Raw genomic sequence first — 20,753 nt, 5'->3', positions numbered from 1 at the left:
ACGTCGTAGGATCGTGGGCCACACGAGGTACCCGAGTTGGGAGAGCCGTGACCACCCCACTGCACACGTTGGTCCTCGCCGCTGGCGAGGGCACCCGCATGCGTTCATCGACCCCCAAGGTGCTGCACCCGATCGCGGGACGATCGCTGGTCGAGCACGCCGTCAGAGCGGCGGCGGGACTCGACCCCGACAACCTGGTCGTGGTCATCGGTCACGCCAAGGAGCAAGTCGGAGAGCACGTCGCCGCCGTGGCAGGCGCGCTCGGCCGCGACGTCACGACGGCGGTGCAACAACGCCAGGACGGCACCGGCGATGCGGTGCGGTGCGGGCTTGCCGCGCTGTCCGATGAGCCGGCAGGCACCGTGATCGTCACCTGCGGGGACACGCCGCTGCTCGACAGCGCGACGCTGTCCGCGCTGCTCGCGGAGCACGCCGAGGCTGGCAACGCGGTCACCGCGCTGACCTCGGTGCCTGCTGACCCGACCGGCTACGGCCGGATCGTCAGGGACGACGACGGCTCGGTGCGCGCCATCGTCGAGCACAAGGACTGCGATCAGGATCAGCTCGCCATCGGTGAGATCAACTCCGGGGTGTACGCCTTCGACGCCGCCGTGCTGGCGAACGGGCTGACCAGGCTCTCCACCGACAACGCGCAGGGTGAGCTCTACCTCACCGACGTGCTCGGTATCGCCCGCACCGACGGCCGCAGGGTCGGCGCGCTCGTCGTCGACGACCCGTGGCTGACCGAGGGCATCAACGACCGGGTGCAGTTGGCCACAGTCGGCGCCGAGCTGAACCAGCGGATCGTGCGGCACTGGCAGCGCGCGGGGGTGACCGTGACCGACCCGGCGTCGGTGTGGATCGACAGCGACGTCGAACTCGCCCAGGACGTCCTGATCGAGCCCGGCGTGCAGCTCAAGGCGGGCACCCGGGTGGCGGAGAACGCCGTGATCGGCCCGGACTGCACGCTGGCCAACATCGAGGTCGGCGCTGGCGCGTCCGTGGTACGCACTCACGGCAGGGACTCCGCCATCGGACCGGGAGCGAAGGTCGGCCCGTTCACCTACCTGCGGCCGAACACCGTGCTGGCCGCCGATGGCAAGCTGGGCACGTTCGTCGAGACCAAGAACGCCACCATCGGCACTGGATCGAAGGTCCCCCACCTGACGTACGTCGGGGATGCGACCATTGGGGAGTACAGCAACATCGGGGCGTCGAGTGTGTTCGTCAACTATGACGGTGTTGCCAAGCATCACACCACCATCGGCTCGCATGTGAAGACGGGATCGGACAACATGTTCGTGGCCCCGGTGACCATCGGCGATGGTGCCTACACCGGCGCCGGGTCGGTGATCAGGCGTAACGTGCCCCCTGGCGCGCTCGCCGTCGCCGGCGCACCACAACGCAACATCGAGGGGTGGGTTGCCCGGCGCAGGCCAGGCACCCCAGCGGCGGACGCGGCTGAGAAGGCACAGCAGGCCGAGTCCGGAGGGGGCACGGCAGAGCAAGACAACGAGGACACGGAGTCGCGGTCATGAGTTCGAAGTCGGGAACGCCCAAAAAGAATCTGATGCTGTTCGCAGGGCGCTCGCACCTCGAACTCGCCGAAGAGGTCGCGAAGTGCCTCAACGTCACCATCACGCCACAGCAGGCGCGCACCTTCGCCAACGGTGAGATCTTCGTCCGATTCGAGGAGTCGGTGCGCGGCGTCGACGCGTTCGTGATCCAGAGTCACTGCCCGCCGATCAACGAATGGGTCATGGAGCAACTGATCATGGTGGACGCGCTGAAGCGCGCCAGCGCCAAGCGCATCACCGTGATCATGCCGTACTACCCGTACAGCAGGCAGGACAAGAAGCACAAGGGTCGCGAGCCGATCTCGGCGCGGCTGATCGCGGACATGTTCAAGGTCGCTGGCGCCGACCGGATCATGACCGTTGACCTGCACACCGCGCAGATCCAGGGCTTCTTCGACGGCCCCGTGGATCACCTGTTCGCGCAGACCGTGCTGTGCGACTACCTGCAGGACCACTACGGCGACCAGCCGATCACCGTGGTCTCGCCCGACTCCGGCCGAGTGCGACTGGCCGAGAAGTGGGCGCAGACGCTGGGCAACCGGCCGATCGCGTTCATCCACAAGACCCGCGACCCTGACCGGCCGAACGAGGCGATGGCGAACCGGGTCGTCGGTGACGCCAAGGACCGGCTGTGCGTGATCATCGACGACATGATCGACACCGGTGGCACGGTCGCGGGCGCCGTGCAGGTGCTGAAGGAGAGCGGCGCGTCTGACGTCGTCGTCGCGGCGACCCACGGCGTGCTGTCCGACCCCGCCACCGAGCGGCTGTCTAGCTGCGGCGCGCGGGAAGTGATCTTCACCAACACGCTGCCGATCCCTGATGAGAAGCGGTTCCCCGGCATGACTGTGCTGTCCATAGCGCCGCTCATCGCGCGGGCCATCGAGCAGGTCTTCGAGGACGGCTCGGTGACCAGCCTGTTCGACGGCAACGCCTGAGCCACCGCTTGCACCACTGACCGTCGCAACCCCCGTTCGCTGGGGTGATCCGGCAGGGCTAGACTGTCTGGGTTACCCCGGCGAGGCGGGTTTCGGCCTGGCGTGATCGACGTGGTGGTCTTCGGATGCCGCGCGCCGTCATGCGCGAAGCCCCTCGCGCCGGGTCGACCCCGCAAGCCCCATTTCCCTGGCTAGTTTTCAAGGAGAAGACCGTTGGACGAGGTACGTCTGTCCGTTGAGCAGCGCTCTGAGTTCGGCAAGGGCGCGGCGCGCCGCACTCGCCGTGCAGGCAAGATCCCTGCCGTGCTTTACGGCCACGGCTCCGACCCGAAGCACCTGTCGCTGCCCGCGGTCGAGTTCGCCCGCGTCATCCGTGACCACGGCCGCAACTCCGTGATCACCCTGAAGGTCGATGGCGAGCGGAAGTCGCAGCTCGCGCTGACCAAGACCATCACGGTGCACCCGCTCAAGAACTACATCGAGCACGTCGACCTGCTGCTGCTCAAGCGCGGCGAGAAGGTCACCGTCGACATCCCGATCGTGCTGACCGGTGACCCGGTCAGCGGCACGCTGGTGAACCAGGACCAGGACGTCCTGTCCGTTGAGGTCGACGCGCTGCACATCCCCGAGCAGCTGGAGGTCTCCCTCGAGGGCGCCGAGATCGGCACCCAGATCCACGCCTCGGACGTCACCCTGCCCGAGGGCGCTGTGCTGCTGACCGAGGGCGACGCCCTGGTCGCCGCCGTCAACGAGGCGCCGACCGCCGAGTCGCTCGAGGAGCCGACCGAGGAGGAAGAGGGCGAGGCCCCCGCGGAGGCAGCCGCCGAGGAGTCCGCCGCGGAGGAGTCCAGCGAGTAACGTGTCCGAACTGGACATTCCGGGGGCCGGCGAGCGAGTGCTGCTCGCCGGCCTCGGCAATCCGGGACCCGCGTACGCGGGCAACCGGCACAACGTCGGTTTCCTCGTCGCCGACGAGCTCGCCGCCCGTATCGGTGGGAAGTTCAAGGCACACAAGGCAGGCGCCGACGTCGTCGAGGGCAGACTGGCCGGGACGCCCGTCGTGCTGGCCAAGCCACGCTCGTTCATGAACCTCTCCGGCGGTCCCGTGGCAGGGCTGGCGCGGTTCTTCAAGCTCGACGCCAGCGGCATCGTCGTCGTCCACGACGAGCTGGACATCGACTTCGGCGAGGTCCGGCTCAAGTTGGGCGGCGGCGAGAGCGGCCACAACGGGCTGCGCTCCCTCTCGAAGTCACTCGGCACGCGGGACTACTACCGGGTGCGTTTCGGCGTCGGCCGTCCGCCGGGGCGGATGGCCGCGGCCGACTACGTGCTCAAGGACTTCTCTCGCGCCGAGCGCCGCGACCTGGCATACCACGTCGACCGCTGCGCAGACGCCGTCGAGGATCTGGTCAGCAAGGGCCTGGCGTCGGCGCAGAACCGGTTCCACTGAGGACGGCGCGCTGGCGCGCGCGCCGACCCCGCAGCGCCGTCTTTGTCCTTTTTACGCCGCCTTCCAGGCTGACTACCGTCCAACTGCCCCGGCGATCTTGATGCTGTTTGGCGATATGGATCGCCAAAAGGCCTGAAGATCGCGGAAGTCGCACCCGAACGACGTTCGTGCAGGCCGCGCACTGACGCCGATGTCATCGCCTTGACCGTCCACCCGCTGAGGGCCATTTTCGCGCCCAGAATGTCCGTCTCCGTGGCGCTGGCCGGGTGGCGGCACGCGAACGCACCGTGCGGCCACGGGCACGCAACCTCGGCGTCGTCCTCGCCCAAAAAACGATCAACTTACCTCACGCTACGACCACGAGAACCGTGCAAATCGGGCACGATATGGTAATAGCCTGAGGTAAGTTGATCAACTCGCGGCGCGCAGGGCACAGACCTACCTGACGACGGTGCGGTACCCATCGGGCGGCGAATTGAAGGCGCGCCAAGCTACGGCAGGACGGTGAATCGTCCCCCGCCGATTGGCCGAACTACGGTGAAGTGTTTGCGGTCCAGCGTTGCGAGCGTGCGAGTGCGGTAGCGATCGGCCAGCACGACGTTTGACGCGTCGGCGACTCCGATGTCTTGATCGCTGTACTTCTCGACCACTGACGTCGCCCGCTCAAGCTCGGGAGGGCCGATGGCGGGCAACTCCCATGCGCCACCAGAAAGCTCACGCAGCACCGCGAGTTCAGCGGCAGCGCCGACGCGAGTGGCGACAAGATAGTCCACTTCGGCCACGACGTAAGGCGAGACCACGAGCAGCTCACTCGTGGTCTCAATGACGTCCCGTACCGCATCGTGGTCGGGCTCGCTGCTGTCGAAGTAAGCCAGCAGCGCACTGGTGTCAACGATCACCGCTCACCGAAACCGGCCAGCAGCTCTTCATCGCGCCGGGCGATTGGCTCCCTGCTCGCATAGAGCGCGCCCCTCGGCCGAGGTCGCTCACCTGCTACCGCAGACCGGATCGACTCCCGGATGATCTCGGCCTCAGAGATCCCACGCTCCTGCGAAGCACGCTTCACCGCAGCCTTCAGGTCGTCGGGAAGGTACACGGTAGTCTTATCCATAGACGTATGGTACCACCGCTGGCACCAGCTGGGCACGCGTCGCCATCGCTAGGCGCTCGCCTTGTCGATCTCGTCCGAGTACGTCGTCGCGGTCGCGGCGCGCTTGACCTTGCCGGACGGTGTCTTCGGCAGCGAACCCGGCGACAACACCAGCACCGAGAACGGCCGGACACCGACCGCGTCGGTTACCCGCGCGGTGACCTCCTTGGCCAGCGCACGTTCGTCGTCTGTGCCCGCCACCGTGGACTCAAGCACCACGGCGTAGCGCTCCCTGCGGGTGCCCGCGTCGATCCGCACCGCGATCGCGTTCCCCGCGCGCACCCCGGGCACCGCCTGCGCGGCACGCTCGACGTCGGTCGGGAAGATGTTGCGCCCACCCATGATGATGACGTCCTTGCGCCTGCCGCAGATGACGATCTGCCCGTCGACCAGGTAGCCGAGGTCGCCGGTGGCGAACCAGCCATCAGCGTCCTGGGCGTCCAGCGGCCCATCCACGGTGAGGTAGCCGGGGGTGACGGCCTCGCCGCGCAGCTGGATCTCGCCGACCTCGCGATCGCCGCGCACGGTGCCGTCGTCTGCGACGATCCGCGCCTCGAGACCGGACAGCGGCCTGCCGAGCACGACGAACGAACGCGCCTTGTCGGTGTCGCGCCGTGGATCGTCCTCGGCCACCGGCACCGCCCGATCGTGCTTCTCCAGCGCGTCCGGCTCGACGACGTCCAACTCGAACCCGGCACCCAGCGGCGCGAAGGACACCGCCAGCGTCGCCTCCGCGAGACCGTACGCGGGAAACACCGCGCCAGGGTCGAGACCGAAGCGGGCCCCTGCGTCGGTGAACATCCGGACGGCGGCAGCGTCGATCGGCTCCGCGCCGTTGAGCGCGATACGCAGGCTGGACAGATCGTAGGACGCCTCGTCGTCACCCACCCGAGCGAGCCGTTTGCCGACGATGGCGTACGCGAAGTTCGGCGCAGCCGTGACGGTGCCCTGGTAGCGGCTGATCAGCTCGGGCCAGATCAACGGCCCGCTGAGGAACTCCACCGGGGTGATCTTGATCAATTCGATGCCGAACGTCATCGGCACGGTGAGGAAGCCGACCATCCCCATGTCGTGGAACAACGGCAGCCACGACACCATCGTGTCGACCTCGGGGTCGACCTCGGAGCGCTCGATCATCGCCGAGATGTTGGAGAACAGGTTGCCATGGGTGATCTTGACGGCCTTCGGCTCGGCCGTCGATCCGCTGGTCAGCTGTAGTAGCGCCAGGTCGTCCTCGCCCGCGGTGACCGGCTCGTCGATCGGCTCGCCGTCGAACAGGTCGTTGATCATCAGGTAGCGGATGCCATTCTCCGCGAGCACCGGCGCGAGTTGGTCGAACGGGTCACCGAGCAGTACGAGGTCGGAGCCGATCATGCGCAGCACGGTCAGCGTGTCCGCCGCCCATTCGGCCAGATCGGTGCGCGGGGTCGGCTGGTGCAGCATGGTGACGCTGCCACCGGCGAACCAGACCGCCTGCACGGCGGGCGCGATCAGCGCCGGTGCGGCCGCGAGCACGCCGACGGAACCGCCGGGTCGCAGCCCGTCCGTGGCGAGGCCACCCGCGATACGCCGAGCGCGATCGTGCACCTCGGCCCACGTCGCCCGCACCGGGTCGTGCGGTTCGCCAGTGGTCATTCCGCGCTTGCTGCCGCCGTCGGAAAGGGCGGTCGCTATCAGTTGGTCGACAAACCTGCTCATACCGTCGAGCCTATAGACCGCATGGTTGGTACCGACACACAAGCCCGGATACCCCGGCTTGTATGACGTCGACTATTCGACGGCGTCGGCCAGCTCCATCCAGCGGGCCTCGACGTCCTCCTTCTCGGCGATAACAGCCTTGAGTTCGCTATCCAGTTTGAGCAGCATGTCTGGCTCGGTGGCCGCGTCCGCGAGCGCGTCGTGCAGCTCGCGCTCCTTGCGGTGCAGCGTCTCCACCTTGCGCTCCAGCTTCGCCAGCTCCTTGCGGGCGGCACGCTGCTCGGCGGCGCTGGACTTCGGCTTCGCCGCCTGCGGCACATCGACGGGCGCGCTCAGCAGCGACGCACGGCGATCCAGGTACTCGTCGATTCCGCCGGGCAGATCGGTCACCGTGCCGTCGCCGAACAGCGCCACCACGGTGTCGCACGCGCGTTCCACCAGGTAGCGGTCGTGCGAGACGACGACGAGGGTGCCCGGCCACGAGTCAAGCAGGTCCTCGAGCTGCTGCAGCGTGTCGATGTCGAGGTCGTTGGTCGGCTCGTCGAGCAGCAGCACGTTCGGCTCGGCCATCAGCAGCCGGGTGAGCTGCAGCCGCCTGCGCTCGCCGCCGGAGAGGTCGTCCACCGGCGTCCACTGCCGCCGCGCTGGGAAGCCGAACCGTTCCGCGAGCTGCGATGCCGACATCTCGTGCTTCCCGAGCACCACGCGCTTGGCCACCTGCTCGACGGCCTCAAGCACCCGCAGGTCGCCGGGCAGGTCCTCCAGCTCCTGCGTCAGATACGCCAGCCGCACGGTGGTGCCTTCGATCCGCTTGCCAGCGTCGGGGTCACGCTCACCGGCGAGCAGCCGCAGCAACGACGTCTTGCCGGAGCCGTTCACTCCGACGAGGCCGATCCGGTCGCCCGGCCCGAGCCGCCACGTGACGTCGCGCAGTAGCTCCCGCTCCCCAGCGTGCAGCGTGACATCCTCCAGCTCGATCACCGTCTTGCCGAGCCGCCGCTTGGCGAAAGCGTGCAGCTCACGCGGGTCACGGGGCGGCGGGACGTCGGCGATCAGCGCCTCGGCGGCCTCCACCCGGTAGCGCGGCTTCGACGTCCGCGCCTTCGCGCCGCGCCGCAGCCAGGCGAGCTCCTTGCGCGCCAGGTTGCGCCGCTTCTCCTCGGCGGCGGCGGACAGTTTGGCGCGTTCGGCGCGGGCGTACACCCAGTCGCCGTAGCCGCCCTCGTACTGCTCGACGCCACCGCCGACGACTTCCCACGTCCGGGAGCACACGGTGTCGAGGAACCAGCGGTCGTGGGTGACGACGACCAGCGCGACCTTGCGGGCGAGCAGGTGGTCGGCGAGCCAGCGCACGCCCTCGACGTCCAGATGGTTGGTGGGCTCGTCCAAGATCAACAGATCCAGCTCGCCCACCAGCGCGGCGCCAAGCGCCACCCTGCGCCGCTCCCCGCCGGACAACGCACCGACCCGGTTCTCGAGGCCGAGTGCGGTGATGCCGAGGCCCTCGACGATCGAGCGCACCCGAGGGTCGGCGGCCCACTCGTACTCGGCGTCGTACCCGACGAGCACGGCGTCGCGCACGGTGACATCGGCGTCGATGGTGACCCGCTGGGTGACGACGGCGAGCCGCAAGTCGCGCGCCCGTGCCACCCGGCCGGAGTCCGGTGGCTCAATACCGGCCAGGATCTCAAGCAACGTCGTCTTGCCACCGCCGTTGAGGCCGACGACGCCGATCCGGTCGGTGTCCTCGACGCCGAGCGAGACGGCGTCGAGCAGGGTGCGTTCGCCGAAGGACTTCGAGACGTCCTCGGTGTTGATCAAATTGACCATGGAGGAGTGCTCTCCTGAGCAGGGGTCGGGGTTACGACCTATCCAACTTAGGGCACGGCCTCAGGCGTGCACCTGGGGCGGGGTCGGACGGCTGTCCTCGCCGCCGATGACCCGCGCACCGTGCACGGGACCGTGCGCGACCCGGACGGTACGGCACACGCCGGTGCCCGCGAGCTGCGCGGCGACGTCGACGGCGGCGTCCTCGTCCTCGCACAGGAACGCGCACGTCGGCCCGGACCCCGAGACGATGCCGGCCAGCGCGCCCGAGTCCACGCCCGCGCGCAGCGTGCGGCGCAGCGACGGCCGCAGCGACACGGCGGCGGACTGCAGGTCGTTGCCGAGCAGCATGGCGAGCTGTCTCGGATCGCCGGATGCCAGCGCCTCGAGCAGCGGGGCGTGCGAACCGACGCGCGGTGGGTCGCCACCGTCGCGCAGCCGATCCAGCTCGCCGAACACCCTCGGCGTCGACAGGCCCTTCGTCGCGAACGCCAGCACCCAGTGGAAGGTGTGGCGGCACAGCACGGGCACCAGATCCTCACCGCGCCCGGTACCCAGCGCGGTTCCGCCGGACAGCGCGAACGGCACGTCACTGCCGAGCTTCGCGGCGATATCGGCGAGTTCGTCCCTGGCGATGTCGAGGTCCCACAACGCGGCGAGCCCCACCAGTGTCGCGGCGGCGTCCGCGCTGCCGCCCGCCATGCCGCCCGCGACCGGGATGCCCTTGCGGATGACGACCCTGACCTTGGGCTCATCGCCGGTCCTGCCGACGTAGTTGGCGAGTTCGTTGGCCGCCCGCCATGCGAGGTTGGCTTCCCCGCGTGGCACGGTGCTCGCGCCCTCGCCGGACACCTCGATGCCCGGCTCCTCGCTCGCGGCGACGGTGACCTCGTCCACCAGCGACAAGGCCTGGAACACCGTGGTCAGCTCGTGGTAGCCGTCATCGCGCGCGTCACCTACACCGAGGTGCAGGTTCACCTTCGCTGGCACCCGGACGGTCACCGGTGGCGGTACAACGGCAAGCACGTGGCCAGCCTACGCCTACCGTGCGTGTGTGACCCGTTGCGCCCACGACGCCGTGTCCGACGTTCCGGACGCTGTGTTCGGCACTCCGGACGCTGTGTTCGGCACTCCCGACGCCGTGTCCGGCACTCCCGAGGCCGCGTGCCTACGCCGCGACGCTGGCCAGCGCCGGCTTGCGGGTCACGCGACCGCCGATGGTGGCGACACGCGTCGTGCGGCGCACCGGTGTGACCAGGCCGCCGTGCTCGCCGATCCAACCGAGCGCGATCGCGGCCTTCTCGCCGCGCAGCCCAATCCGGTACCGGGCGACCGGGACCTCACCGATCCTGGTGGTGCCGCCGTTCAGCGTGTCGATCTCCACACCGACCCGATCCATCGCCGCGGGCAGAGTCGTGCCGACCGTGGCGTGGCCGATGAGCGTCACGTCAGCGACGATGTCGTAGCCATCGGTGCCGGTGACGTCGGTGCGCGGCAACACACGGCTCGCCAGGTGACTGTCCTGGTCGGTGATCAGATCGAACACCGTGCCGGTTTCCAGCAGCCTGCCGTCCGCGAACAAAGCGACCGAGTCGCACACCTTGCGCACGACGTCCGCGTCCGCCGTCGCGAGCACGACGGTCACACCGAGTTCGGCCCGCGCGCGGTCAAGCGTCGCCAGGACTCCGCCCGCCTGCTCGGCGTCGAGCCCCGCCGTCGGATCGTCGACGACGAGCACCGCGGGGTCAGTGGCCAGCGCGCGGGCGAGCGCGACGCGCCTGCGCTGGCCGTCGTCCAGTTCGCCGGGGTGTTGCGCACCAGCGCGCGCCAGACCGACGAGGTCGAGCAGCCGCAGCACCCGCTCACGCCTGCTCGGTCCGTCGACGCCACGCCGCTCCAGCGGGGTAGCGATGTTGCCCGCGACGGTGCGCTCGCCACGCAGTGACGGGTACGCCTCCAGAAGACTGAACCGCTCTCGCAGGTCCCGCAGCGAACGGGCGTCCAGGCGGGTGGTGTCGACGTCGTCGACGCGGATGGCGCCAGCCTCGGGCTGCTCGTCCAGCCCGAGCAGCCGCGCGAGCGTCGACGTCCCCGATCTCGCACGACCAAGCAGGCCGAACACGGCGCCGGCGTCGATCTCGAAGGAGACGTCGCGCAGCGTGGTGGACGGGGTGGATGTGGTCAGATTTTCGACAGTGATCACGAAAAACTCCAGTGTGGTTCGGCCCTCGCACAGCGCGGTGTCAGGCGTGCGGCAAGGCCTGTGGTCAGGACGAGCTGGGTGTCAGCGACAGCGACGACACGCGCACACGGTGCGGCGACACTGATCAACTACGCGACGCTTCGTCAGCATTCGTGACCGATACACAGGAAATCCCTCCATCGGTCCTGGCGGAAGCACCTGCCCATCGCTGGGTGGTTGCTGCGGCGTCGACGAGCCAGGTCTCTCGGCCGCTCGGGATGGATGCCCCAGTATTACATCGGAAACCCACCACTGTTGGCAACACCAGGCGGGCTCTGGATGTTCCAGATCACAGATTGGGGGCGGTTTTGGGCCACGACAGGGGCCGGCCATGGGCGTCGTGGGTGTGGGACATGACGTCGGGAGTGTGGGACACGATGTCACGCGGCGTTGGCGATGCGGACGAAATCAGTGATGGTGAGCTGTTCGCCTCGCGTCTTGGGGTCGATGTCGGCAGCGCGGAGGATCTCCTCCGCACGCTGCGCCGAGCCAGCCCAGGACGCCAGCGCCGCACGGAGTGTCTTGCGGCGCTGGGCGAACGCGGCATCCACCACGGCGAACACCCGGTCGCGGTCCGCCACCGACGGTGGGGCCGAACCGAGACCGGCGCCGGAACCGGGGTGCGGATCGGTGTCGGGGTGACGCTCGAACGACACCAGGGCCGAGTCCACGTTCGGGACCGGCCAGAACACCGCACGAGGGACCGGAGCGACCTTACGCGCTGTGCCGTACCAGGCGAGTTTGACGCTCGGCACGCCATACACCCGGCCGCCAGGGCCAGCCGCCATCCGGTCGGCCACCTCGGTCTGCACCATCACCAGCGCCCGCCGCAGCGACGGCAGCTCGCTGAGCAGGTGCAACACCACGGGCACCGCGACGTTGTACGGAAGGTTGGCCACCAGAAGATTCGGCTCGGCCAGGCTCCGCGTGTCTGGACCGCAGGACACGGCGTCCTGAGTGCCAGACACGGTGTCGGTGGTGACAGCGGCGGCTGCCAGATCCTCCGCGCGCAGCCGGAGCGCATCCGCCGTCAGCACGGTCAGCCGCGACGCAGCCGAGCCCGCCTGGGACGTCACCGTCGCGGGGAGCCGTTCGGCGAGTACGGGGTCCACCTCGACGGCCGTCACCGTCGCACCCGTGGCAAGCAGCCCGAGTGTCAACGACCCGAGCCCCGGCCCCACCTCAAGGACGACGTCGTCAGCGTTGACGCCAGCGAGCTGCACGATTCGCCGCACCGTGTTCGGATCGTGCACGAAGTTCTGGCCGAGCTTCTTCGTCGGGCGCACCGCGAACTCCTCGGCCAGCGCGCGTACTTGAGCTGGCCCGAGCAGGGCAACGTCCGGTTGAGTCACCATCGGAGCCTATGTCGTCGCGAACCCGGCCAACTCGGCAGGTCACCGCCAGTACTGCGGGGCCGCGGCCTGCTTGGCAGGCCGCGGCACCGGGCCAACGGCCGCTGCTACGTCGGCAGGCCGAGCTGCTGCGCGCAGTGGGGCCACGCGCTGTAGCCGTTCCTGGCGTCGCGGAGCTTGGTGGCGATGGCGATCTGCTGCTCACGGCTCGCCTGGTGCGGGTATGCGGCGTACTGCCCACCGCCGTAGGCATCCCAGGTCTGCTTGTTGAACTGCAGCCCGCCGTAATAGCCGTTGCCGGTGTTGATCGACCAGTTGCCGCTCGACTCGCACATCGCGAGCCGGTCCCACACGGCGGCGTCGCTGATCACCGGCTGTTTGGTGCCGACGATCACGATCTTCGGCACCGCCTTGCTCAGCACCTTGACCTTGATCTCCTCGCGGCTGACCTCGACGTTGTTGCGCCGGGTCACGCGGTAGGTGACCAGCTTCTCGCCCGCTTTGCCCTGTTGCTTCACCCGCTCGGTGCCGACCGGCATCTCCGGGTCCTCGATCGTCTTGACCGGGATGTCGATCGGTTCCTTGAGGTTGATCGTCGAGACGCCGGTGCGAACGATGTGCAACTCAGCGCCGTCGACGAGTTTGCGCTTGATGCCCTGCTCGATCGAGTCGCGCTCGCCGAGCTTGATGTCCTGCGTCTGCAGGAACTCCTTCACGGTCACCGCGTTGGTGGTGACCTTGCGGGGCTGCTTGCCGCCGTCGAAGACCGTGATGTCCTTCTGGGTCTTGACCTCGAGGGTCATGCCGTCGACCGGCACCGAGCCGTCGCGCGGCGCTGACAGCCACGCGCCGTTCGACAGCATCTTGTCCATGTCGAGCTGCCGCATGGCCTCGTCGACGGTGGTCGCGCGCACCCAGGTCTCGCGCTGCTTGCCGTCGACGACGAGAGTGAGCTGCCGTCCGCGCTCCAGCTTGACGACACCGCCGTGGCCGACGGCGGCGTTCGGGGACGGCGACAGCGCGTCGTGCTTGCCGATGGTGATACCCGCGTCGTCGAGGACATCGCCGACCGTCGACCCGAAGGTGTTGACGGTCTGCGTCTTGCCATCGACGTTGAGCGTGACGCTCTTGTTCATCGCGAGCGCGGCGGCACCGCCGCCGGTCAGCGAGACGAGCACCGCGACGACGGCGCCCTTGAGGAAGCGTTGCTTCCAGGTCCTGATCGCCGTGGCGAGCCCAGACTCCTCCGGCTCTGGCTCCCTCGCCGGGCTGTGCTCCCTGACGATGTCGTCCGGGATGTAGTCCGGGATGACGGGCAGCACCGTCGTCTCGGCGTTGACCAACCGGATGAGCTGATCGACATCAACGTCGAGGTCCCGCAGCATCTCTTCCGCCTGCGGACCGAGCACCGCGTGGACGTCCTGCGGCGTGACGGCGGGCGATGTCGAGAACTCGGTGATGTCCGCGTCGTATTGCGGCCAGTGAAAATCGGTTGTGGGCCGGTCCAGCTGAGCCACCGGAGAGCGCTCAGGGCGCAGCGGGGCACGCCACTGGTCAACAGTCACGAAGCCGATCCCTTTCGCACAGCGGTCTTCCTCAACGCACGCGGGCGCGTACGCACGGACTCCCGCAGTCGGCGTCGTCTGTGGCACCAGCTCTGAACCGTTGCCCCATCTCCCCGACGTGCACCGACGCGACTGAGGGTTTCCATGAGCGAACTCAGCGACATCAACCCATCACCAAGCCCACTCACTACGGTCACGAGACCATAACGGAGTCCAGGGCGTTGCGCAAACACCCTGAGCGATGTCGTGAACTTGATCACTCCCTCGGGTGGACCAGTCCCGCGCTAGTTGTCGCTTTTCGTGACACTCGCCGTGACGCTGCGCAATGAGAAGATCCGCTCCGCGGTGGCGTTGACGGCCGCTGCCAGCGAGGAAACGTCTTCCTCCCGCAGCTCAGCGAGGTCACGCAGGGTGTAAGCGGCGCAGTAGGGTTCGTTCGGCCTGCCCCGGTACGGATGCGGCGTCAGGAACGGCGCGTCGGTCTCCACCAGCAACTGATCCCGCGGCACCAGCGTGGCCGCTTCCCGCAGCGGACGCGCGTTGCGGAAAGTGACGGGCCCGGCGAACGACAGGACGTACCCCGCGTCGACACAACGGCGCGCGACGTCTGCGTCCCCGGAGAAGCAGTGGAAGATCACCCGATCCGGTGCACCCTCCTCGGCCAGGATCCGGAGCACGTCCTCGTGCGCGTCGCGGTCGTGGATCATCAACGGCTTGCCGACCCGCTTGGCCAGGTCGATGTGCCAGCGGAACGCCGTCTGCTGGGACTCCGGCGTCGAGTAGTCCCAGTAGTAGTCAAGACCGGTCTCCCCGACCGCTACCACGCGCTCGCCCATGACGAGGCGTTCGATCTCGGCGCGGGTGACGTCATCGAAGTCCGTGGTGCGGGTGGGGTGGATCGCGATGGCGGCGTAGAGCCGCTCGTCCCAGTCCGCGGCCTCGGCGGCCCAGCGCGCGGCGGCGAGATCATCCGCGACGGTGACGACCCGGGTCACCCCGGCCGCCTCGGCGCGGTCCAGCATCACCGCGACGTCGCCGGCTGCCTCCGCGCCACAGGCGTCCAAGTGCGTGTGGGCATCGATGATCGGCACTGGCAGCCGCTCGGGCACGGGCGGCCGCTCGCGACGCTTGTCACTCATCGGCGGTCCTGACGGGCGCCCAGGACGGTCCGGTCTCGGCCAACGACGGGTCCAGCTTGCCGAAGATCGGCCTCGGCTTGGCCAGCGGACGACCCACCTCGATCGGCACCGGCTCCCACCGCGCCTGCTCCGCGGCGTACTCGCCAGTGAGGATCGGGTACGACCTGCCTGGCTCATCCAGGTCTTCGACGTCTCGCAGCTCTGGCTGCGCCGACCACACGCCGGTGCCGCCCAGCGCCTCGTGCACCTGCTGTGCCGCGTGCGGCAAGAACGGCGTCAGCAGCGTGTTGGCGTCCGAGACGACCTGCAGCGCGGTGTGGAGCACGGTGTCGCGGCGGGCCGGATCGTCCTTGAGCTGCCATGGCTGTTGCTCGGACAGGTACCGGTTGGCCGCGGTGACCACTCGCATCGCCTCGGTGGCCGCCTGCCGGAACCGCGAGCGTCGCAGGTGCTCGCCGACGGTGTCGAACGCCTGCGCCGACAGCGCCGTCAGGTCGGCATCGGCCTGCTGTGGGGCCTCCGGCCTCGGCACAGCGCCGACGTTCTTGTGCGCCATCGAAATGGACCGGTTGACCAGGTTGCCCCACTCGTTCGCCAGCTCATAGTTGGTGCGGCGGACGAACTCATCCCAGGTGAAGTCGACGTCCTGGTTCTCGGGCCCCGCCACTGAGATGAAGTAGCGCAACGCGTCCGCCCCGAACTCCTCCAGGAACTCGTGCACGTAGATCACGGTGCCGCGCGAAGTGGAGAACTTCGACCCGCTCATCGTCAAGAACTCGCTGGAGACGACCTCGGTCGGCAGGTTCAGCGTGCCGAACGCGCCCGGGGTGCCACCCTTGTCGCCCGCGCCGTTCTGACCGAGCAGGAGCGACGGCCAGATCAGCGAGTGGAAGACGATGTTGTCCTTGCCCATGAAGTAGTAGCCCTTGGCATCGGGCGAGGTCCAGAATTCGCGCCACGCGTCGTCGTCGCCGCTGCGCCGCGCCCACTCCACGCTGGCCGACAGGTAGCCGATCACCGCGTCGAACCACACGTAGAAGCGCTTCATCGGAGCCTCCCGCCAGCCGTCGAGCGGCACGGGAACGCCCCAGTCGAGGTCGCGGGTGATCGCGCGGGGGCGCAGGTCGTCCAGCAGGTTCTGGCTGAACTTGAGCACGTTCGGCCGCCAGTGGGTGCGGGTGGACAGCCACTCGCCCAACGACTCGGTGAACGCGGGCAGATCGAGGAACAGGTGCTCGGTCTCGATGAACTCCGGCTTCTCGCCGTTGATGCGGGACACCGGGTTGCGCAGATCGGCTGGGTCGAGCTGGTTACCGCAGTTGTCGCACTGGTCGCCGCGAGCGCCGTCGTACCCGCAGATCGGGCAGGTGCCCTCGATGTAGCGGTCCGGCAGGGTGCGGCCTGTCGACGAGCTGATCGCGCCGAGCTGGGTCTTGGCGACGACGTAGCCGTTGCGCCACAGCGCCGTGAACAGCTCCTGCACCACGCGGTAGTGGTTGCCGGTCGTGGTGCGAGTGAACAGGTCGTAGGACAGCCCGAGGCCGTGCAGGTCGTTGGCGATCTGCCGGTTGTACTTGTCAGCGAGCTCGCGGGCGGTCATGCCCTCCTTGTCGGCTTGGACCTGGATCGGGGTGCCGTGCTCATCGGTTCCACTGACCATGAGCACCTTGTTCCCCGCCATTCGCTGGTACCGCGCGAAGACGTCGGAGGGGATTCCGAAGCCGGACACGTGGCCGATGTGGCGGGGGCCATTGGCGTAGGGCCAGGCCACCGCGGTGAGAACGGGAGTGCTCATGCCTGCGTAGCCTACGGACAACCCGCGCGCGGCTGACACCGGCCAGGTATGCCCCATTCGAGCTAGGACTGGCGGCACAAGGGAGGATGGCCGCATGCGGTTGGAGCGGACGGCATTGCGGACCGGCACACGGCCCGAGCAGGTGTTGTCCCTGCTCGACGCCCGTGCCCGGCGGCGCGAGCTACCCGCTCCCGCCGCACTGACCGGGGACTGGTTCGGCTCGCGTGCGGTCATCGCTCCCACCGTCGAGCTGCGGCCGGTCACCGAGGTGGCTGACGCCTTCGCTACGCCAGCCCGGCAGCCCGATGTGACTACTCCGGTGAACTCCCCTGTCGATGGCGCCATCGGCGGGGGCTGGTTCGGTTATCTCGGCTACGACCTGACCGATCCGGCCGGTCGTTCCGGGATGCTGCCGCCAGCCGCGTGGGGCTGGGCGGACCACGTGCTGCGGCTGGACACGACCGGGCAGTGGTGGTGCGAAGCGCTCGTGCCTGACGCGGGCGAGCCCGGTCCTGACCTGGACGCGCTCGCCGCGGAGTTCGACGCACTGTTCGACGTCGGGACCCCTGGCGGCGAGCCGGCCGAACACGGCTGGACACCGACCAGGCTGCGCAGGCCGGACGGCAGCGCGCACACCAAGGCGGTCGCGGCCTGCATGGACGCCATCGCGGACGGCGAGCTGTTCCAGGCCAACATCTGCGCTCGTTTCCACGGCGAGTTCGACGGCTCGGCGTGCGAGCTGTTCACCGTCGGCGTGCGGCGGCTACGGCCCCGGCGTGCGGCGTACCTGGCTGGCGGCTGGGGCGCGGTGGTGTCGCTGTCACCGGAGCTGTTCCTCGCCCGCACCGGACGTCGGGTGCGGTCGACGCCGATCAAGGGCACGCTCCCCCGCCGAGGCGACGCCGATGCGGCCAACGCCGACCTGCTGCGCCGCTCCACCAAGGACGTCGCGGAGAACGTGATGATCACCGACTTGGTGCGCAACGACCTTGGCCGGGTCAGCGCGGTCGGCAGCGTCACGGTGCCCGAACTGCTCAGCGTCACCGAGGCGCCCGGGGTGTGGCACCTTCAGTCGACCGTCGCGTCGGAGCTCGCGCCCGGCATGACGGACGCCGACCTGCTGCGCGCCGCGTTCCCGCCCGGGTCGGTCACCGGCGCGCCGAAACTGCGGGCGCTGGACCTGATCGCGGAACTCGAGCCAGCGGCGCGCGGGGTGTACTGCGGTGCCGCGGGGCTGGTCTCCCCCGTGGCGGGGATGGAGCTGAACGTCGCCATCCGTACGCTCGAAGTGGCTGACGGCACGGTCGCGCTCGGTGTTGGCGGCGGCATCACCGCGCTGTCCGATCCGGCAGCCGAATGGCAGGAATGCCTGCACAAAGCGGCCCCGCTTGAGGCGTTACTGCGGCATTTCGCGGACGAGCCCGCGTAACAGCCGGGAGCTGAATGGAATTTGTGATTAGCACGTCACGTTGCCTACTGTTCGGACGACTGATCCAGCTAGGGGGCACCGATGACGATGAGTACCGACCGGACCGCTGACGGCGGCACCCCCGCCGATGCGGTCGCGGACACCCTCCCGCGCGAGGTGTGGGTGCTCGTCATCGCCAATGTGCTGATCGCGGCGGGGTTCGGGCTCGTGGCGCCCGCGATCCCGATCTTCGCGGACAGCTTCAACGTCGGCATTACGGCGGCATCGCTCGTGATCAGCGCCTTCGCCGCGGCGCGGCTGCTGTTCGCCCCGGTCGCCGGCGGTCTCGTCTCCCGGCTCGGCGAGCGCAAGGTCTACCTCACCGGACTGCTGATCGTCGCGCTGTCCACCGGCGCGACCGCGTTCGCCAACGGCTACGTCCAACTGCTGGTGTTCCGCTCGGCTGGCGGCATCGGTTCGACGATGTTCACCGTCTCGGCGATCGCGTTGCTGATCCACCTGACCCCGCCGCCGTTGCGGGGCAGGGCGGCCGGCCTGTTCGGCACCGGGTTCCTCATCGGCAACGTCATCGGGCCGCTCGCTGGCGGCGGGCTGATCGAGATCAACATCCGTGCGCCGTTCCTCGTCTACGCGCTGGCGCTGCTGATCACGACGCTGTTCGTGTGGCTGATGCTGCGTAACTCGACCCTCATCAGCGCGGCGGACAGCGATGACGCGCCCGCACTGACCCTTCCCGCCGCGCTACGCGACCACGCCTACCGGTCGGCGCTGCTGGCCAACTTCTCGTTCGGGTGGATGGTCTTCGGCGTGCGGGTGGCGCTGGTGCCGCTGTTCTTGGTGCAGGTGCTCCAGCAGCGAGAGGGCCTGGTCGGCATCGCGTTCGGCGTGTTCGCCGCGGCCAACGTCGCCATGCTGCTGCTGTCCGGCAAGCTCGCCGACACCATCGGCCGCAAGCCGTTCGTGCTCGCCGGGCTGGGGGTCACCGCGACCGGCACGATCTGGATGGGCCTGACGTCCTCGCTGCTCGAGTTCATGGCGGCCACGGTCGTGGCTGGCCTCGGTGCTGGCCTGCTCACCCCGCCGATGCAGGCGACGGTAGCCGATGTGGTCGGCTCGCGCGGACGTGGCGGGCCGGTGCTGGCGACGTTCCAGATGGCCGCCGACGTCGGCGCGATCCTCGGGCCGCTGCTGGGCGGTGCGCTGGCCGAGGACGTCTCGTTCGGCCTCGCGTTCGGTCTCACCGGCGCGCTCGCGCTGATCGCAGCGCTGGTGTGGGTGCCAGCGCGGGAGACGCTGCCGCGCAAACAGGAGGAGCCGCACCACCCGACGCCGGAGCAGTCCTGCGAGCTGGACGCGCGGCGCCAGCCCTAGGGGCCGCTGGCACCGAGCACCCGTCCCGCATGGATCATGAGGCGTTCTGGTGATCCATATCGCCACGACGCCTCATGATCCACGGGCCAAGGCCGGTCGGGCCCGAGCTAGTCCGTCTTCCGTGCGGCGAGGACGGCGTCGTACAGCTCCTTCTTGGACACGCCGTGCGCCGTGGCGACCTCACCCGCGGCCGTCTTGAGCCGATCCCCAGCGTCGACCCGCTGCCGAACGGCGGCGACCAGGTCCGCGACGTCCGGCTGCCGCGCGGTGGCGCCCGCGATGACGACGGTGACCTCCCCGCGCAAGCCCGCGGCGGCGCGTTCGGCCAGCTCAGTGAGGGTGCCGCGCAGCACCTCCTCGTACGGCTTCGTCAGCTCCCTGCACACGGCGGCACGCCGCTCGCCGCCAAGCACCCGCGCGGCGTCGGCCAGCGTGGTGGCGATCCGGTGTGGCGATTCGAAGAACACCGTCGTCCGAGGTTCCTCGGCCAGCGCGGCGAGGAACTTCTCTCGTTCGCCCGGTTTGCGGGGTACGAAGCCGTCGAAGCAGAACCGGTCGGAGGCGAGCCCGGACAACGCCAACGCCGTGGTCACCGCGGACGGCCCAGGCAGGCACGTGACGGGCAACTCAGCGTCCGCACAGGCGCTGACCAGTGAAAACCCCGGGTCGGACACGCTGGGCATCCCGGCGTCGGTGACCAGCAGCACCGTCTTGCCCTCCCGGATGGCATCCAGCAGCGCGGGGATGCGAGCGATCTCGACGGCGTCGTAGAAGCTGATCAACCGTCCGGCGAGGGTGACGCCGAGCGCGGCGGCCAGCGCACGCGTCCTGCGGGTGTCCTCCGCCGCGATGATGTCGGCGCTGCCAAGCGCATCGACCAGCCGAGGCGACGCGTCGCGGGAGTCGCCAAGCGGTGTCGCGGCCAGCACCAGCCTGCCCTGGTCATCTGTCGGCGTGTCCACGCCGCCAGCTTCGCACGGTGAATGCCGCCGTCGCCGCACTGGGCGCGGCCAATGGCGCTGTCACCGCACCCACCGCGGCGAAAGGGTCATTCATCGCACAGCCCCACACCGCACCAGGACCGCAACCGGCACCCCCACACCGTCCTCACACCATCGGGCCTAGCATTGAGCCTCGTGACCACGGTGCTGCCCGACAACGCGCTGACCGTGACGCGCAAGCTCCCAGCGCGACAGATCGAGCCGCCGTCCGACGCCGAA

17 protein-coding genes and 1 riboswitch are annotated in these 20,753 nt (G+C 69.0%); of the genes, 6 read left to right on the top strand and 11 right to left on the bottom strand.

Annotated features, from left to right (window positions below; genetic code table 11):
* Positions 1–47 precede the first annotated feature (47 nt).
* From glmU to pth, 4 genes are all read left to right on the top strand, one after another.
* Positions 48–1,538 carry a bifunctional UDP-N-acetylglucosamine diphosphorylase/glucosamine-1-phosphate N-acetyltransferase GlmU gene (gene glmU / locus AMYHA_RS08750; RefSeq protein WP_034269855.1) on the top strand — a complete coding sequence of 497 codons (1,491 nt, stop codon included), beginning with the start codon at positions 48–50 and terminating at the stop codon, positions 1,536–1,538.
* A complete protein-coding gene (locus AMYHA_RS08745) occupies positions 1,535–2,515 on the top strand; it encodes a ribose-phosphate diphosphokinase (protein WP_034269852.1) in 981 nt (326 codons plus the stop codon). The genes glmU and AMYHA_RS08745 overlap by 4 nt, the downstream gene beginning before the upstream one ends.
* Positions 2,516–2,728: 213 nt before the next feature.
* Complete coding sequence (locus AMYHA_RS08740; protein ID WP_034269849.1) at positions 2,729–3,373, top strand: 50S ribosomal protein L25/general stress protein Ctc; 645 nt, start codon at positions 2,729–2,731, stop codon at positions 3,371–3,373.
* A gap of 1 nt (position 3,374) precedes the next feature.
* On the top strand, positions 3,375–3,965 hold the full coding sequence (gene pth, locus AMYHA_RS08735; RefSeq protein WP_034269847.1) for an aminoacyl-tRNA hydrolase: 591 nt from the start codon (positions 3,375–3,377) through the stop codon (positions 3,963–3,965).
* Between the two features lie 491 nt (positions 3,966–4,456).
* On the opposite strand, the gene AMYHA_RS08730 is transcribed toward pth, so the two are convergent.
* From AMYHA_RS08730 to metG, 10 genes are all read right to left on the bottom strand, one after another.
* Complete coding sequence (locus AMYHA_RS08730; RefSeq protein ID WP_034269844.1) at positions 4,457–4,864, bottom strand: PIN domain-containing protein; 408 nt, start codon at positions 4,862–4,864, stop codon at positions 4,457–4,459.
* Positions 4,861–5,076 (bottom strand): ribbon-helix-helix domain-containing protein, encoded by a 216-nt coding sequence (locus AMYHA_RS08725; protein WP_034276432.1) that lies wholly within the window; start codon positions 5,074–5,076, stop codon positions 4,861–4,863. The genes AMYHA_RS08730 and AMYHA_RS08725 overlap by 4 nt, the downstream gene beginning before the upstream one ends.
* A gap of 48 nt (positions 5,077–5,124) precedes the next feature.
* Positions 5,125–6,813 (bottom strand): fatty acyl-AMP ligase, encoded by a 1,689-nt coding sequence (locus AMYHA_RS08720; RefSeq protein ID WP_034269840.1) that lies wholly within the window; start codon positions 6,811–6,813, stop codon positions 5,125–5,127.
* A gap of 72 nt (positions 6,814–6,885) precedes the next feature.
* Positions 6,886–8,643 carry an ABC-F family ATP-binding cassette domain-containing protein gene (locus AMYHA_RS08715; protein WP_034269837.1) on the bottom strand — a complete coding sequence of 586 codons (1,758 nt, stop codon included), beginning with the start codon at positions 8,641–8,643 and terminating at the stop codon, positions 6,886–6,888.
* 60 nt (positions 8,644–8,703) lie between these two features.
* On the bottom strand, positions 8,704–9,666 hold the full coding sequence (locus tag AMYHA_RS08710; protein WP_034269834.1) for a 4-(cytidine 5'-diphospho)-2-C-methyl-D-erythritol kinase: 963 nt from the start codon (positions 9,664–9,666) through the stop codon (positions 8,704–8,706).
* A gap of 142 nt (positions 9,667–9,808) precedes the next feature.
* Positions 9,809–10,843 carry an ATP-binding cassette domain-containing protein gene (locus AMYHA_RS08705; RefSeq protein ID WP_084036990.1) on the bottom strand — a complete coding sequence of 345 codons (1,035 nt, stop codon included), beginning with the start codon at positions 10,841–10,843 and terminating at the stop codon, positions 9,809–9,811.
* A 173-nt stretch (positions 10,844–11,016) separates the two neighbouring features.
* A riboswitch (SAM riboswitch) is annotated at positions 11,017–11,107 on the bottom strand.
* A gap of 155 nt (positions 11,108–11,262) precedes the next feature.
* Positions 11,263–12,237: a 16S rRNA (adenine(1518)-N(6)/adenine(1519)-N(6))-dimethyltransferase RsmA gene (gene rsmA, locus AMYHA_RS08700; RefSeq protein ID WP_034269831.1), complete on the bottom strand. Its 975-nt coding sequence runs from the start codon at positions 12,235–12,237 to the stop codon at positions 11,263–11,265.
* Between the two features lie 104 nt (positions 12,238–12,341).
* Complete coding sequence (locus AMYHA_RS08695) at positions 12,342–13,751, bottom strand: transglycosylase family protein (protein WP_407919907.1); 1,410 nt, start codon at positions 13,749–13,751, stop codon at positions 12,342–12,344.
* 332 nt (positions 13,752–14,083) lie between these two features.
* Complete coding sequence (locus AMYHA_RS08690; protein ID WP_034269828.1) at positions 14,084–14,938, bottom strand: TatD family hydrolase; 855 nt, start codon at positions 14,936–14,938, stop codon at positions 14,084–14,086.
* Entirely contained in the window at positions 14,931–16,733 is a 1,803-nt protein-coding gene (metG, locus tag AMYHA_RS08685) for a methionine--tRNA ligase (RefSeq protein ID WP_034269826.1), read from the bottom strand. The genes AMYHA_RS08690 and metG overlap by 8 nt, the downstream gene beginning before the upstream one ends.
* Positions 16,734–16,827: 94 nt before the next feature.
* Between metG and AMYHA_RS08680 the strand changes: the two genes are divergently transcribed.
* Entirely contained in the window at positions 16,828–18,162 is a 1,335-nt protein-coding gene (locus AMYHA_RS08680) for an aminodeoxychorismate synthase component I (RefSeq protein WP_034269823.1), read from the top strand.
* Positions 18,163–18,243: 81 nt separating this feature from the next.
* Positions 18,244–19,533, top strand: a complete 1,290-nt coding sequence (locus AMYHA_RS08675) for an MFS transporter (RefSeq protein WP_330759602.1) — start codon at positions 18,244–18,246, stop codon at positions 19,531–19,533.
* Positions 19,534–19,640: 107 nt separating this feature from the next.
* Here the strand turns inward: AMYHA_RS08675 and rsmI are convergent, their stop codons facing one another.
* A complete protein-coding gene (gene rsmI / locus AMYHA_RS08670; protein WP_034269820.1) occupies positions 19,641–20,495 on the bottom strand; it encodes a 16S rRNA (cytidine(1402)-2'-O)-methyltransferase in 855 nt (284 codons plus the stop codon).
* Positions 20,496–20,753: the final 258 nt, after the last annotated feature.

The organism is Haloechinothrix halophila YIM 93223 (genome assembly GCF_000504245.1).
GTDB lineage: Bacteria > Actinomycetota > Actinomycetes > Mycobacteriales > Pseudonocardiaceae > Haloechinothrix_A > Haloechinothrix_A halophila.
The sequence above is the reverse complement of the archived record's forward strand: the minus strand, read 5'-3'. Positions and strand labels throughout refer to the sequence as shown.